Here is a 13,221-nt window from a genome sequence, read left to right as displayed (position 1 = left end):
TGGCTCCCCCTCGTTTGGTCGAATCGGATCGTTTCAGACCTAGAGGGTGCCACGAACGCGGGTCTCGGCGCGAGTTGTCCACAAAGTTGTCCACACCTGTGGATTGTTCTGTGAACAAATCCCACAGGTGTAATTCGGGTCTGGAGATATCTGCAGGTAACCCGTCGTTTGATTTGGTTTCCGGGGGCCAGTACCCTCGAAAGGTCGCCTGTACATGGACTGCGGTAACGCGCGCTCATCACGAGCTCGGCCCCGGCCGATCCATGAGGGGCCGAAGACCGCCTGCAGTTCCAACACGAGGAGTTTCCAGTGGCCAAGGGGAAGCGCACCTTCCAGCCGAACAACCGTCGTCGCGCTCGCGTGCACGGCTTCCGTCTGCGTATGCGGACTCGCGCCGGTCGCGCCATCGTGAACGCACGTCGTTCCAAGGGCCGCGCCAAGCTGACCGCCTGAGTCGCGAATCCGGCCCGGGCAATCGGTGTCGGCCGACTCGGCGCGGATTTCTAGGAAGTCCGATTTCACCCGCACACTCTCCAAGGGTGTGCGGGTTTCGGCACGTGATCTGACAGTTCACGTGGCGCCGGTCGCACCGGCGTGGCCGGACGGGAGTGGATTGCGCCCGGACGTGGCCCTGCACGGTGGGCCGTGGCTCGGCCTGATCATCTCGAAGAAGGTCGGTAACGCCGTGATCCGTCACAGGACCGCACGACGACTTCGTCGTGCCTTCGCCGAGAGTGCGCCCTCGGTGCTCCCGCCGGAGACCTTCGTTGTACTGCGAGCGCACCCCGGGATCGTGGATCGTTCGAGTTCCGAACTGGCCGAGACGCTGCTCGGCGCGTTCGCCCACCGCAAGGTGGCCGCTGCCTGTGCGCGTGCGGACCGGGGAACGGTCGTCCCATGAGTCTCGGACAGCGGCTCTATCGTCTCCCGCGGGCGAGCCTGATCTTCGTCATCGAGCTCTACCGGACGTGGATCTCGCCGACTCGAATGCCCACCTGTCGGTTCGAACCCACCTGCAGCGGCTACGCCGTCGAGGCGCTCGACAGACACGGATTCGTGTGGGGCTCGGTACTCGCGACGTGGCGCCTGCTGAAGTGCGGCCCGTGGCACAAGCCCGGTTACGACCCGGTCCCCGAACGAGGACCCGTGGAGTGGCTGCGCAGCAAGACTTCAAACAGTGGTGCCACCGCACCAACTTCAGATAGGGGTAAGTGAGCCGTGCTCAACTTCATCTACTACCCGGTGTCCTGGATCATGTGGGTCTGGCACTGGCTGTTCGACAGCATCATGCCGAACTCCCCCGGCTGGGACGGAATAGCGTGGGCCCTGTCGGTGGTGTTCCTGGTCTTCACCCTCCGCGCGATTCTGTACAAGCCGTTCGTCAAGCAGATCCGCACGACGAAGCAGATGCAGGAAATCAACCCGCAGATGCAGGCGATTCGCAAGAAGTACGCCAACGACCGGGTCAAGATGACCGAGGAGATGCAGAAGCTCCAAAAGGAGCACGGCTTCAATCCCCTCCTCGGGTGTCTGCCGATGTTCATGCAGATCCCGGTCTTCATCGGTCTGTTCCACGTGTTGCGTTCGTTCAACCGGATGGGTGCGGGCACTTCGATGCCGATCGGCGGTTCGGCCAGCGGCGGCATGACTGCCGAGCAGACCCGCAATACCGCCAACTACGTCTTCAGTGCCGACCAGGTGCAGAACTTCCTGGATGCGCGACTGTTCGGTGTTCCGCTCTCGTCGTACATCACCGAACCGGTCGACCAGTTCAAGGCGTTCGTCGATCCTGGCCAGCCCATCGACTTCTCGCGCTGGCAGATCGCCGCCGTGGTGATCCCGCTGATGATCGTGGCCTCGATCGCCACGCATATGAACTCGCGGGCCTCGGTCGCGCGGCAGAGTGCTGAGGCGATGGACAATCCTCAGACACGGATCATGAACAAGCTCGCACTGTACGTCTTCCCGCTGGGCATTCTGGTCACCGGTCCGTTCTTCCCGGTCGCCATCCTCCTGTACTGGGTCAGCAACAACCTCTGGACCTACGGCCAGCAGCACATTGTCTTCGGACGCATCGCACGTGAAGAAGAAGAGGCGAAGGCCGCGAAGGAAGAGCGGCTCAGGGCCGCAGCACCGAAGCCCGGCGCCCGACCCGACAAGACGAAGAGGGCACCGACCACGGTTGCGGTCGTCGACGGTGAAGTGGACGACGCGTCAGATGAGACGAAGTCCGCCGGCGGCAAGAAGTCGAGTCCAGCCAAGGGACAGGGCACGACCAAGCCGGCGGCCAACAAGCCGTCTCCGGGGCAGAAGCCGAGTCAAGCGAAGCCGGGCGGAGCCAGGAAATCCGGCAGCAAGCGCAATAAGAAGAAGGGTCGGCCCGGCGGCCGTTGACGGCGCCGCGACTCATTCAGACGTTTCCATTAAGTGAGGTAGAAGATGACGGACCAGACTGTGTCGAGTGACGACACTGAACAGGTCGATCCTGTGGAGCCCATCGAGCAGGACGCTGATCTCGACGAGATCGATGAAGAGGATCAGTTGGTCGAGGAGGGCGAGATCGCCGGCGACTATCTCGAGCAGTTGCTCGACATTCTCGACTTCGACGGCGACATCGATCTCGACGTCGACGGTGACCGAGCGATCGTCAGCATCGACGGCGGCAAGGACCTGACCAAGCTCGTCGGTCGCAACGGCGAGGTGCTCGACGCACTCCAAGAGCTGACGCGACTGGCTGTGCAGCAGTCGACCGGTGACCGCAGCCGCTTGATGCTCGACATCAGCCGCTGGCGTGCTGATCGCCGCAACCGTCTCGCTCGCATCGGCAACGAGGTCGCCGAGCGTGTGCGGGATTCGGGCGAGAGTGAGTCGCTCGACCCGATGACTCCCTTCGAGCGGAAGATCGTGCACGACGCCGTCGCCGCGGTTGACGGAGTTTACAGCGAGAGTGAGGGGGCGGAGCCGAACCGCCGTGTGGTCGTCATCAAGGAATGACGACTCCCCTGATCCGGGGTTAGCCCCGGTTGGATATCCGCAGACGATCCCCGCAACGCTCTGACAACAGGGTGTCGCGGGGATCGTCTTTTCGACACAGTGACTTTATGGGTCCAGGGTCTAAGGCCTTGTCCGTAACTCTCCCATTCGGTTGTTTTGACTTACGTCCGTGTGATTCTCCGGGTTAGCGTCATCTGATGCTCTGAACGAGTTTCACGTGAAACCCCGCTCGTGTCCGACTGCCCAGTTCGATCAATACCGTTCGCGGCTGGCCCTGTGTTTCACGTGGAACAAGACCAGGGGCTGAAGCTCCGGTCGACGCGTGGCGTCAGGTTGTGGGTTAGATCGGCAACCTGTGGAAATCGGTTCCCGACGTCGGGTGGCGGGTCGGTGCGGACTAAACTGAATGAGGCTGTCCGGCTACGGTGCGAAGTCTGTCCTCAGACCTGTGCTTGCTCTGAGCGTGTCCGCTCCCCTAGCAGGGTGGCCGGTAGTTGTCTCGATCGTGGATCTGCTGCGTGCTTCAGGATCGCGGCTCGCGAGCGGAGCGGGTTTCACGTGAAACCACTCAACCGATCGGGCACCACAACGGCCGTGTTCCACGTGGAACATCGAAGGGATGGATAGATGTCAGAGGACGACTCGACGCCGGCGGCTGCCGAATCGACGCCGGAGATCGCTGCGGCCATATTCGGCGAACGACTGCCGCTGGCCGAGAATTATGCGCGGATTCTGTCTGAGGAGGGCGTGGTCCGCGGACTCATCGGTCCCCGTGAACTGCCGCAACTCTGGACCAGGCACCTGCTCAACTGTGCCGTGGTTTCCGAGGAGATTCCTGATGGTGCGAGCGTCATCGACATCGGGTCCGGCGCGGGCTTGCCCGGTATCCCCCTCGCGATCGCTCGTCCGGACTTGGCGATCACCCTCATCGAGCCGTTGCTTCGCCGGACCACCTTCCTTGAGGAAGTGGTCTCCGGGCTTCCGCTCGACAACGTGACGGTGGTGCGCGGTCGCGCCGAAGAGAAGGCGGTGCTGAAGGCCGTGGAGCCGGCGGATGTAGTCACGTCGCGGGCTGTCGCGCCGCTGGAACGGCTGGCGAAATGGTCCGCTCCCCTGATCCGAGGAGGCGGCAGATTGGTCGCACTGAAGGGGCAGTCTGCGCCTGACGAGATCGCTCGCGATTGGGAGAAGGTGATGAGGTCCGGGATCCGGGATCTGGCAGTGGCTCAATGCGGGACGATGCTGGAGACGCCGACCACGTTGATAGTCGGGCGGCGGAATGAGACAGCACGTGATGCGCGGGCGGCCCGTCGGGCTGCCCGCCGGAACTGATGGAGGCTCAAGAATTGGTGTCATTTCGCCGGAGGGCGCACAATGGAAGCACTGACCGAAGGAGTTCCGGGGTGCCCAACCACGAGCCCAGCGTTTCACGTGAAACGCCACCAGTACCGCCAGTGCAGAGCTACGACGACACCCCGATAGCGACCGCGGCAGCCCGCGCGAGCCAGGTTTTGACCCCCGGCGGCACCGGCAGGCTCCCCCGACCGCCACAGCCGCGGGTGATGACTATCGCGAACCAGAAGGGTGGAGTCGGGAAGACGACGTCCGCCGTGAACCTCGCGGCCGGCCTCGCGCTGCACGGCCTCGGGGTCCTGGTCATCGATCTCGATCCGCAGGGTAATGCGAGTACGGCCCTGGGCATCGACCATCGCAAGCCGGGGATCGCGTCTGTATACGAGATGCTTCTCGACGACGTGCCGCTGCGGGAAGCGATCCAGAAGTCGCCGGCCAACGATCGGCTGTACTGTGTTCCGTCAACTCTCGATCTCGCCGGCGCCGAGATCGAGTTGGTTTCCGTCGTAGCGCGCGAGAGCCGCCTGCGAAATGCCCTCGATCCGGCCGTGCTGGCCGAACTCGAGATCGACTACGTGCTGATCGACTGCCCTCCGTCGCTCGGGCTGTTGACGGTCAACGCGATGGTCGCGGCCCGTGAAGTCCTCATTCCGATCCAGTGCGAGTATTACGCGCTCGAGGGCGTGGGCCAGCTGCTGCGGAATATCGAACTCGTCCAGGCACATCTGAACAAAGAACTGCATGTGTCGACCATTCTGTTGACCATGTATGACGGCCGCACCAAGCTCGCGGATCAGGTGGCTGCGGAGGTTCGGAATCACTTCGGCGACAAGGTGCTGTCGACGATCATTCCCCGCAGTGTGAAGGTCTCCGAAGCTCCGGGCTTCGGTATGACGATCATCGAGTACGACCCGGGTTCACGTGGATCCATGAGTTATCTCGACGCCGCCCGTGAGTTGGCGGAGCGAGGCGCTGCTGTAGGAGGAACGGTATGAGTCAGCGAGACACTCAACGTCGCGGAGGTCTGGGACGAGGTCTGGCAGCGCTGATTCCTACGGGGCCGAGCGATGACGATCACGGTGTGAATACCACGAAGATGGGTTCCGCCGCCGCGGACGTCGTCATCGGTGGCGGATCACCGAAGGTCGGTGCTGCGGTGGCGGAGAAGCCATCGTCGGATCTCCTCGCGCCGACCGGTCCCGCGCCCTCAGCGTCACAGGCCTCTTCCGCGAGCGGTGGAGCAGACGAGATCGGCGCCGTCTACCGTGAGATCGCACCGAGCGATATCGAGCCGAACCCGAAGCAGCCGCGCACAGTCTTCGACGAGGAGGCGCTCTCCGAACTCGAGCACTCGATTCGGGAGTTCGGTCTCATGCAACCGATCGTGGTGCGGGAGCTCCCCTCCCCCGGCGCGAATGGCGCGCGCTATCAGCTCATCATGGGCGAACGACGGTGGCGCGCCGGCAGCAATGTGGGCCTGGAGACCATCCCGGCCATCGTTCGGGAGACCCCGGATGGCGATCTGCTCCGAGACGCTCTGCTGGAGAACATTCACCGAGCACAGCTGAACCCACTCGAAGAGGCCGCCGCCTATCAGCAGTTGCTCGAAGAGTTCGACGTGACACACGAAGAGCTCGCCACTCGGCTCGGTCGATCACGCCCGGTGATCACCAACATGATCCGGCTGCTGCGGCTCCCGATTCCGGTCCAGCGCAGGGTTGCGGCCGGTGTCCTCTCCGCCGGGCATGCTCGCGCACTCCTCGCTCTGGAAGCGGGTGCCGACGCACAGGAGGCACTGGCGGCGCGGATCGTCGCGGAGGGACTGTCGGTCCGAGCCACGGAGGAAGCAGTCACTCTCGCGAATCGGGACGGCGTCGACGACAAGCCCGCCGCGAAGAAGCGGAAGCCGATGGAGATGCCGGGGCTGCAGGATGTGGCGAACCGGCTGTCCGATCGTCTCGATACCAAGGTGACGGTGAGCCTGGGTAAGCGGAAGGGACGCGTATCGATCGAATTCGGATCGGTCGACGATCTGGAGCGGATCGTCAATGTGATCGCCGAACAGACCGAAAAGTAGTCCCGCAAAGGGGTATACGAGAATACGTGGCTGTTTCGTCACTGTGACGGCGTCCATGTGTGGCGCTAAACCTTGACGATCTTCCGCCGCGAGAAGGAGGAGACCGCAGCGATGGGTCTGTCTGTGGTGCCACTGGAGCTCGAAGACTTCGAGACTCTGCCGCTGCATTCCCGTCGTTGCGTCTTCTGGGAGGTCGATCGGACCGGTGGGTCGCCCGCGATCGACACGGTGATCACCGGAGGTGATAAGCGCACGGACTCCGCCGGACCCGAGAGTGAGTTCGACAAAGAGGCTTGGCTGTCGGGACTCCTGCTGGAATGGGGTGTGTGCTGTCAGGTCGCTGTGGAACCCACGACCGGACGAGTCGTCGGTGCCGCCTTCTACTCCCCGCCGGGACGGGTGCCCCGCGCGCAGCACTTCCCCACCGCCCCGGTCGGTGCGGATGCCGTTCTACTCACTACGATTCGCATGGAACCGGGCTTCGAGAGCGAGTCGACGGCACTGCTCGACGCCGTCGTGGCCGACCTCGTCCGGCGCGGAGTGCGCGCGGTGGAGGCGTTCGGTTTCAGCGGCGACGACGAGTCCCTCGCGATGGATCTGGTGACGTTGCTTCTCGGCAGCGGCCTGGCCGCTGACGTGTGCCGCCGGTGCATTCTGCCGACCCGACTGCTGACGGACTTCGGGTTCGAGGTGGTCGCCGACGACCCGTACCTGCCGCGTCTGAGGCTCGAACTCGACGAGGGCCTGGGTTGGAAGAGCCAGGTGGAGCGTGCGCTCCGGAAACTGGTGGAGACCCCGCCGGCGGAAATGCTGGCGGACCCGATCAGTCAGCCGGTGACCTGTTCTGCCGCAAGCAGTTCGGCGAACGTGTAAGTTCCGGTCGGCCGGTCGTTCTCACCGAGCAGGTACAGCCGCTTGACTGCGACCAGGACGGCTTCGGCGATGGTGTCGCGGATGGCGGGGTCGCTCAGCTGCGCGGCGTCGTGAGGATTGGTGATGTAGCCGGCTTCGATCACGATGACCGGCATCCGCGTGGAGCGCAGGATGTTCCAGGTCCGTGGGTGGCTGCGGCAGTCGAGGAAGCCGGTGCGTGCCACGATCTCCCGCTGGATGTACCCGGCGAGATTGCGCCCGATCGTGGAGTAGGAACCGTGCGTGTTGCCGAAGTAGAACGTCGCGAGCCCGCTGGCCTTCTCGTTCGGGTAATGGCCGGTTCGCAACGAGATCATCAGGTCGACATCGGCGAGATTGGCCACCCGCACACGGTCGTCGTCGGTCGGGGTCGTCTTCGCGTCATGCGACAGGAATGTCTCCATACCCGCGGCGGACATCCGGCCCTCGAGACGGGCCGCCAGATCCCAGAGCAGGGTGTTCTCGTTCCCGATGGGGCTCTCGTCGCCGGGATCGATCAGAATTCGCTTACCGGTGAGCTGCGGACCGGACTTGCGAACGTGCTCCTCCTCGCGGATCGCGTGCGGCGAGCCGCCGGTGACGCGGGTGCCGAGACGTTCCAGTGATCGCAGCGTCGCGGGCCCGCAGATGCCGTCGGACGAGAGACCGTACTCGGTCTGGTACAGGCAGACGGCGTGGTGCGTCACCTCGCTGAAGATTCCATCCACCAGTCCGTGGTAGTAGCCGAGATTCTGCAGGCGCGACTGGAGCGTGGCGACGTCGTCGCCCGTCATCGGCGCGGAGAGCCGGTAGAGCAGAATGCGGGCGCCCAGACGGTACGAGGCTTCGCGCAGGGCGGTGTAGGTGGCGTATCCGACGATCCCGTCGACGATCAGTCCGCGTTCCTGCTGGAAGGCGCGCACCGCACGGTCGCAGGCCTTGTCGAAGACCGCCTCGGGCGGCGACCAGGGGCCCTGCGTGGTGGACGGCGGGGTGGGTGCAGCGTCGGGCAGTAATCCACGGGTGGCCAGAATGGCCCTGATCTCGGCTACCGCAGAACCGTGGTCCCCCAGACGCAACACCTGCATACGTACTTCCCACTCTCTCGATACCGCCGACCCGGACCGAGGCATTGCTGATCCGAGACTCGCACCATTCTCTCAGCCAGCGCCGGGCGCGACAAATGATCGCGCCGTTCTGTGACGATCGGCCCACGGCCCGGGTGCGGGCGTGGGCCGATCGGCAGCGATGTCAGGCGAGGACGTCGGACAGTTCGCGAAGCAGAGCCGCCTTGGGCTTGGCGCCCATGATGGTCTTGACCGGCTTACCGCCGGAGAAGAGCATGAGCGTGGGAATGCTCATGATCTGGTACTCGCGGGCGACGTTCGGGTTCTGGTCGACGTCGACCTTCGCGACGGTCAGCTTGTCGCTGTTGTCGCGGGCGATCTCCTCGAGCACCGGAGCCACCATTTTGCAGGGGCCGCACCAGGTGGCCCAGAAGTCGACGAGGACGGGCTTGGACCCGGAGGCCTCGATCACGTCGCCGGCGAAGGTCGCGTCGGTGACTGCAACGGTGTTCTCAGACATTCTTCCTCCTGAATGGTCGTCGGCTCGGATGGCCGGCGTGAGGTTCGGTCAGGCGTGGGCCTGGTCGGCGAGCCATCGTTCGGCGTCGATAGCGGCCGAACAGCCGCTGCCGGCGGCGGTGATCGCCTGTCGGTAGGTGTGGTCGACGAGATCGCCGCAAGCGAAGACGCCGGGAAGGTTGGTGTACGTGGTGCGGCCGACGACCTTGACGTAACCGTCGTCGTCGAGCTGGACCTGTCCCTTGACGAGATCGCTTCGCGGATCGTGACCGATCGCGACGAACATTCCCGTCGCGTCGAGCGTCCGGACCTCTCCGGTCTCGGTGTCGGTGAGCTCCAGTTCGGTGACGGTGTTCTCGCCCTTGACCGCCGAGACGGTCGCATTGGTGATGAATCGGATCTTCTCGTTCTCGCGAGCGCGTTCGAGCATGATCTTCGAGGCGCGGAACTCGTCGCGGCGGTGGATCAGCGTGACCGACTTCGCGAACTTGGTCAGGAAGGTCGCTTCCTCCATCGCTGAGTCGCCGCCACCGACCACCGCGATGTCCTGGTCCCGGAAGAAGAAGCCGTCGCAGGTGGCGCATGCGGAGACACCGCGGCCGAGCAGTTCCTGCTCGCCCGGGACGTTCAGATAACGTGCCGCCGCCCCCATCGCGAGGATGACGCTGCGGGCCCGGTGGACTTCGCCGGCGACCTCGACCTCTTTGATCTCGCCCTCGAGCCGCAGGGCGTCGACCTCCTCCATGCGCAGGTCGGCTCCGAAGCGGAGCGCCTGCTCGCGCATCTCGTCCATCAGTTCGGGACCCTGGATCCCCTTCTGGAAGCCGGGGAAGTTCTCGACCTCGGTCGTCGTCATGAGGGCGCCGCCGAAGGAGATGCCCTCGAAGACCAACGGCGACAGTTCGGCCCGGGCAGCGTAGATCGCCGCCGTGTAGCCGGCAGGCCCCGACCCGACGATGATCACGTCATGGATCTGGTTCTGGTTGTCGCTCATCAATCCTCCGTTGTCGCGTAGTCCGCTCGGTGCGGCCTGCATCGTGCGATGACGCCGGGCAGACGCATCAGTCAACACCAGAGTATGGCGCGATGTTCCCGCGTGTGCGTTCCGGTGCGGCGCACCTCACCGAGGAGCCGTTCGGCGCGACGGTTCAGCCACCGGTGAGTCGGTCGATCACGGAATCGAGACGGGCCGCGATCGCATCGGGCATCGGCGCCGCCGACTGCCCGCGTTCTCGCAGCTCCGTCTGCACGCGATCGAGCGCGGCGAGCACTTGAGCGGCGTGCGGATCGGCGGCGAGCCGACTCCGGACGTGTGCGGCGACTTCGGGCTCGAGTGCGTCCGCGTGCAGATCCGCCAGCAGCTCCGTCGAGTACGGCGGCTCAGGCGCGGGGCGGCCCGCCCGGTGCTTCGCTGAAGGAACCATGATCTTTGAGAATCGCCTATCGTCCGTCGTCGCCATCCACACTACTTAGACGCACGTGCCGACGAATCGGTTCCGGCGATGATCTCCGGTGAGTCGGCCGGAGCCCTAACAGTCATCGTCCAGATACTCGAGAACCATCGCGAGCTTGGCCCGGCCGCGGGAGCAGCGGCTCTTGACCGTCCCGCAGGCCACCGACAGGATCGCCGCGGCGTCGCGGATCGAGTATCCGTGATAGTCGACGAGAATGACGGCGTCCCGCTGGTCGGGCGGCAGTACGTCGAGAGCTCGGCCGATCGACAGTCCGACGTCGATCCCGACCGTGTAGTCGCGTTCGTCGGCGAGCAGTGCCGACTCGAACTCGATGAGGGGCATGGTCTCGTGACAGCGGATGCGGCGCAGGCGGTCGAGGCAGGAGTTCACGACGATCTTGTGCAACCAGCTCGACACTGATGCGTCGGCTCGGTAGGAGGTGGCCGTGCGGTAGATGGAGATCCACGCGTCCTGCATCGCGTCCGCGGCGTCGTCCTCATTGCCTGTGGTGCGTAAGGCGATGGCCCAGAGATGATTCCGGTGCCGTTCGTACAGTTCGCGGAACGCTCCGGCGTCGCCCCCGATGTGTGCGCGAAGCAAGTGCGCATCGGTCTTCTGATCGATGATCCCCCGAGTCATGCGACGACACTAAGCGCGAAACAGTGCCGGATTCGAGCTTTTCCTCACTTTGTGGATGGTTGTTGGCGAACCTGTGGACGAATCGCGCGGTGAAGCCGACTTATGCACATCAGAGTGTGTTCTCGAGGCTCTGTCCGCCTCGGTGCCGTTGTCGCCGCCGCTCTTACTAGGCTGGTCTCATGAGCGACGACAAGCCCTTGGCCGCTTGGCGGGCCGCCCGATCGATGGGCCGGATGGCCGTTCCCGGTGAGCTGGCGCTGACCAAGACGCACGTCGTCTTCGAGCCGAAGTCGAAGCGAGCCGCCGGCGCGCGCTTCTCGGTCGCGCTGAAGTTCGTGGCAGCCGTCGGGTCGGCGCCGGGAACCGGCAGGCTGCTCTCCGGCGGCAAGGCCGATCGTCTGTGTCTCACCCTCGGTGACGGTTCGGAGTGGTTGTTCGTGATCGCGGAACTGGACGACGCGTGCACACGGATCCGTGAGCGTCTCACGGCGAACCGCTGACCGTCGCCCGGTGCGACGGCGGCCGGCTCAGCCGAAGATCTTGTCGTAGGTGGCGACGAACATCTCGGTGACCACATCGTGGACCGAGTCCACCTGGAACAGATCGGGGCCGGCCTGCTCGTTGATCGGGTCGGTCAGTGCCATCTGCCAGTCGACGAGCAACTGCGTGATGGCGCCGACGAGGCCGATGGCCGCGAGCTTCTGCTTCGGAGTGGTCGGCCGTCCGTTGCTCGCGAATCCGGCGATCAGATCGGCCCAGTCGTGAATGGCGCCGAGCCGCAACTTCTCGATCTCGGGTGCCACGCCGACCACCTCGATGAGGATGACCCGCGCCCGCCGCGGATCTTCCACGAGACTGTTGATGAAGCCGCCCAATGCCTCCTCGGCGAGGATCGGGATGACAGCCGCCGGAACCGGTCCGTCGGCCACGCCGGCGCGATCGATGACCTCGGTGGCCGCCGCGATCGTCGCGCTGCGAGCGATGTCGACGCAACGCTGGTACACCGCTGCAAGAAGATTCACTCGGTCGGGAAACGACTCGTAGAAGTACCGCTGCGTCAGACCGGCTTCGTCGCAGATCTTCTTGACCGAGACGTTGACGTATCCCTCGGTGCCGAACAACTCCACACCCGCTTCCACGAGCGCGGATCGTCGTTGTTTCTGTCGCTCCGCGGCGGACACACCCCCGTATGTTCGCCCACCACTGTTTTTGTTCATCGAATCAGATTCTACCGCCGAGGCGATTCGGGCCAGGGGTTGGCACCGCATATCTGACACGGTACTGTGTCAAATAAATCGGACGAGAACAATCCGTCCGTGCGTTCTGGAGGGGTGGAGATTGCTGGACTTCCTGCCCGAACCGATGCGGGAGCCGACGGTGCTCGCGATCCCGTTCTTCGCGGTTCTGCTGCTGTTGGAGACCTACGCCGCGGCCAAGTTGGAGCGGGAGGACGGCGACGGCCGGCCGCCCAAGGGCTCCTATGAGCGCAGGGACGCGCGGACGTCGATCCTGATGGGGCTCGTCTCGATCGGGACGTCGGCCTTCTGGAAGTTCGTCGCTCTGTTCGGGTACAGCGCGCTGTTCGCGTACGTCGCGCCGTGGCATCTGCCGGTCGACGCCTGGTACACCTGGGTGATCGGCTTCATCGCTCTCGACTTCCTCTTCTACTGGGAGCACCGGATCGCCCACCGGGTACGCCTGGTCTGGGCCACTCACCAAGCCCACCACTCCAGCGAGTACTTCAATTTCGCGACGGCGCTCCGGCAGAAGTGGAACAACAGCATGGGTATCATCATGTGGGCGCCCCTCCCCCTGCTCGGCTTCCCGCCCGCGGTGGTCTTCGCCGTGTACTCGCTGAACCTCGTCTATCAGTTCTGGATCCACACCGAGCGGATCGACAAGATGTGGAAACCCTTCGAGTTCGTGATGAACACGCCCTCGCACCACCGAGTGCATCACGGCAGCGATCCGGAATACCTCGACCGCAATTACGGCGGCACCTTCATCGTCTGGGACCGGCTCTTCGGCTCGTTCCAGCCCGAACTCGACCGGCCGCACTACGGGCTCACCAAGCCCGTCGAGACCTACAACATCTGGACCCTGCAGACGCACGAGTACGTGAACATCGCCCGCGACGTCCGCGAGGCCCCGTCTCTGCGCGCCAAGCTCGGCTACGTCTTCGGTCCGCCCGGGTGGGCGCCGGCTCCGGAGAAGGTCTCGTCGTGAG

17 protein-coding genes are annotated in these 13,221 nt (G+C 64.5%); 11 read left to right on the top strand and 6 right to left on the bottom strand.

The annotated features are described in order from the left end of the window. The first annotated feature begins 309 nt into the window (after positions 1 to 309). From rpmH to ACK8HH_RS18610, 9 genes are all read left to right on the top strand, one after another. Complete coding sequence (gene rpmH, locus ACK8HH_RS18650; RefSeq protein ID WP_006896767.1) at positions 310 to 453, top strand: 50S ribosomal protein L34; 144 nt, start codon at positions 310 to 312, stop codon at positions 451 to 453. A gap of 25 nt (positions 454 to 478) precedes the next feature. Then, complete coding sequence (gene rnpA, locus ACK8HH_RS18645) at positions 479 to 901, top strand: ribonuclease P protein component (protein ID WP_045537112.1); 423 nt, start codon at positions 479 to 481, stop codon at positions 899 to 901. Then, on the top strand, positions 898 to 1,215 hold the full coding sequence (gene yidD / locus ACK8HH_RS18640; RefSeq protein ID WP_006896765.1) for a membrane protein insertion efficiency factor YidD: 318 nt from the start codon (positions 898 to 900) through the stop codon (positions 1,213 to 1,215). The genes rnpA and yidD overlap by 4 nt, the downstream gene beginning before the upstream one ends. A 3-nt stretch (positions 1,216 to 1,218) precedes the next feature. Beyond that, positions 1,219 to 2,394 carry a membrane protein insertase YidC gene (gene yidC / locus ACK8HH_RS18635; protein ID WP_222110784.1) on the top strand — a complete coding sequence of 392 codons (1,176 nt, stop codon included), beginning with the start codon at positions 1,219 to 1,221 and terminating at the stop codon, positions 2,392 to 2,394. 45 nt (positions 2,395 to 2,439) lie between these two features. Further along, positions 2,440 to 2,994, top strand: coding sequence for a protein jag (locus ACK8HH_RS18630; protein WP_045537109.1), 555 nt, complete (start codon positions 2,440 to 2,442; stop codon positions 2,992 to 2,994). Positions 2,995 to 3,621: 627 nt separating this feature from the next. Then, the gene (gene rsmG / locus ACK8HH_RS18625; protein WP_045537107.1) at positions 3,622 to 4,326 is read left to right on the top strand and encodes a 16S rRNA (guanine(527)-N(7))-methyltransferase RsmG; all 705 of its coding nucleotides are present in this window, start codon (positions 3,622 to 3,624) and stop codon (positions 4,324 to 4,326) included. A 71-nt stretch (positions 4,327 to 4,397) separates the two neighbouring features. Then, a complete protein-coding gene (locus tag ACK8HH_RS18620) occupies positions 4,398 to 5,342 on the top strand; it encodes a ParA family protein (RefSeq protein ID WP_081598115.1) in 945 nt (314 codons plus the stop codon). Continuing rightward, a complete protein-coding gene (locus ACK8HH_RS18615) occupies positions 5,339 to 6,424 on the top strand; it encodes a ParB/RepB/Spo0J family partition protein (RefSeq protein WP_006896760.1) in 1,086 nt (361 codons plus the stop codon). Before ACK8HH_RS18620 ends, ACK8HH_RS18615 begins: the two co-directional genes overlap by 4 nt. 111 nt (positions 6,425 to 6,535) lie before the next feature. Then, positions 6,536 to 7,297: a hypothetical protein gene (locus ACK8HH_RS18610; protein WP_006896759.1), complete on the top strand. Its 762-nt coding sequence runs from the start codon at positions 6,536 to 6,538 to the stop codon at positions 7,295 to 7,297. On the opposite strand, the gene ACK8HH_RS18605 is transcribed toward ACK8HH_RS18610, so the two are convergent. The 5 genes from ACK8HH_RS18605 to sigM all read right to left on the bottom strand — a co-directional run bounded on the left by ACK8HH_RS18605 (position 7,252) and on the right by sigM (position 10,994). Then, on the bottom strand, positions 7,252 to 8,403 hold the full coding sequence (locus ACK8HH_RS18605) for an N-acetylmuramoyl-L-alanine amidase (RefSeq protein WP_006896758.1): 1,152 nt from the start codon (positions 8,401 to 8,403) through the stop codon (positions 7,252 to 7,254). The genes ACK8HH_RS18610 and ACK8HH_RS18605 overlap by 46 nt on opposite strands. 163 nt (positions 8,404 to 8,566) lie before the next feature. Further along, the gene (gene trxA, locus ACK8HH_RS18600; protein ID WP_006896757.1) at positions 8,567 to 8,902 is read right to left on the bottom strand and encodes a thioredoxin; all 336 of its coding nucleotides are present in this window, start codon (positions 8,900 to 8,902) and stop codon (positions 8,567 to 8,569) included. 48 nt (positions 8,903 to 8,950) lie between these two features. Continuing rightward, a complete protein-coding gene (gene trxB / locus ACK8HH_RS18595) occupies positions 8,951 to 9,895 on the bottom strand; it encodes a thioredoxin-disulfide reductase (RefSeq protein ID WP_006896756.1) in 945 nt (314 codons plus the stop codon). 154 nt (positions 9,896 to 10,049) lie between these two features. Beyond that, the gene (locus ACK8HH_RS18590; protein WP_101841504.1) at positions 10,050 to 10,325 is read right to left on the bottom strand and encodes a hypothetical protein; all 276 of its coding nucleotides are present in this window, start codon (positions 10,323 to 10,325) and stop codon (positions 10,050 to 10,052) included. A gap of 105 nt (positions 10,326 to 10,430) precedes the next feature. Then, entirely contained in the window at positions 10,431 to 10,994 is a 564-nt protein-coding gene (gene sigM / locus ACK8HH_RS18585) for an RNA polymerase sigma factor SigM (protein ID WP_006896754.1), read from the bottom strand. A 179-nt stretch (positions 10,995 to 11,173) separates the two neighbouring features. Here sigM and ACK8HH_RS18580 point away from each other — a divergent pair, with 179 nt between their 5' ends. Continuing rightward, positions 11,174 to 11,494, top strand: coding sequence for a hypothetical protein (locus ACK8HH_RS18580; protein WP_006896753.1), 321 nt, complete (start codon positions 11,174 to 11,176; stop codon positions 11,492 to 11,494). A 27-nt stretch (positions 11,495 to 11,521) separates the two neighbouring features. On the opposite strand, the gene ACK8HH_RS18575 is transcribed toward ACK8HH_RS18580, so the two are convergent. Further along, positions 11,522 to 12,211 (bottom strand): TetR/AcrR family transcriptional regulator, encoded by a 690-nt coding sequence (locus ACK8HH_RS18575; protein ID WP_006896752.1) that lies wholly within the window; start codon positions 12,209 to 12,211, stop codon positions 11,522 to 11,524. Between the two features lie 121 nt (positions 12,212 to 12,332). Between ACK8HH_RS18575 and ACK8HH_RS18570 the strand changes: the two genes are divergently transcribed. Continuing rightward, complete coding sequence (locus ACK8HH_RS18570) at positions 12,333 to 13,220, top strand: sterol desaturase family protein (RefSeq protein WP_006896751.1); 888 nt, start codon at positions 12,333 to 12,335, stop codon at positions 13,218 to 13,220. Position 13,221 lies beyond the last annotated feature (1 nt).

Source organism: Gordonia sp. LUNF6, assembly GCF_047041125.1.
Classification (GTDB): domain Bacteria; phylum Actinomycetota; class Actinomycetes; order Mycobacteriales; family Mycobacteriaceae; genus Gordonia; species Gordonia sihwensis.
The sequence above is the reverse complement of the archived record's forward strand: the minus strand, read 5'-3'. Positions and strand labels throughout refer to the sequence as shown.

Bases quoted from the DNA above. Each gene is read 5' to 3' on its own strand.
- yidD (WP_006896765.1), top strand. From the start codon at position 898: ATGAGTCTCGGACAGCGGCTCTATCGTCTCCCGCGGGCGAGCCTGATC.
- ACK8HH_RS18630 (WP_045537109.1), top strand. From the start codon at position 2,440: ATGACGGACCAGACTGTGTCGAGTGACGACACTGAACAGGTCGATCCT.
- ACK8HH_RS18590 (WP_101841504.1), bottom strand. From the start codon at position 10,325: ATGGTTCCTTCAGCGAAGCACCGGGCGGGCCGCCCCGCGCCTGAGCCG.
- trxB (WP_006896756.1), bottom strand. From the start codon at position 9,895: ATGAGCGACAACCAGAACCAGATCCATGACGTGATCATCGTCGGGTCG.
- ACK8HH_RS18610 (WP_006896759.1), top strand. From the start codon at position 6,536: ATGGGTCTGTCTGTGGTGCCACTGGAGCTCGAAGACTTCGAGACTCTG.
- trxA (WP_006896757.1), bottom strand. From the start codon at position 8,902: ATGTCTGAGAACACCGTTGCAGTCACCGACGCGACCTTCGCCGGCGAC.
- ACK8HH_RS18615 (WP_006896760.1), top strand. From the start codon at position 5,339: ATGAGTCAGCGAGACACTCAACGTCGCGGAGGTCTGGGACGAGGTCTG.
- ACK8HH_RS18605 (WP_006896758.1), bottom strand. From the start codon at position 8,403: ATGCAGGTGTTGCGTCTGGGGGACCACGGTTCTGCGGTAGCCGAGATC.
- sigM (WP_006896754.1), bottom strand. From the start codon at position 10,994: ATGACTCGGGGGATCATCGATCAGAAGACCGATGCGCACTTGCTTCGC.
- ACK8HH_RS18575 (WP_006896752.1), bottom strand. From the start codon at position 12,211: ATGAACAAAAACAGTGGTGGGCGAACATACGGGGGTGTGTCCGCCGCG.
- rsmG (WP_045537107.1), top strand. From the start codon at position 3,622: ATGTCAGAGGACGACTCGACGCCGGCGGCTGCCGAATCGACGCCGGAG.
- ACK8HH_RS18580 (WP_006896753.1), top strand. From the start codon at position 11,174: ATGAGCGACGACAAGCCCTTGGCCGCTTGGCGGGCCGCCCGATCGATG.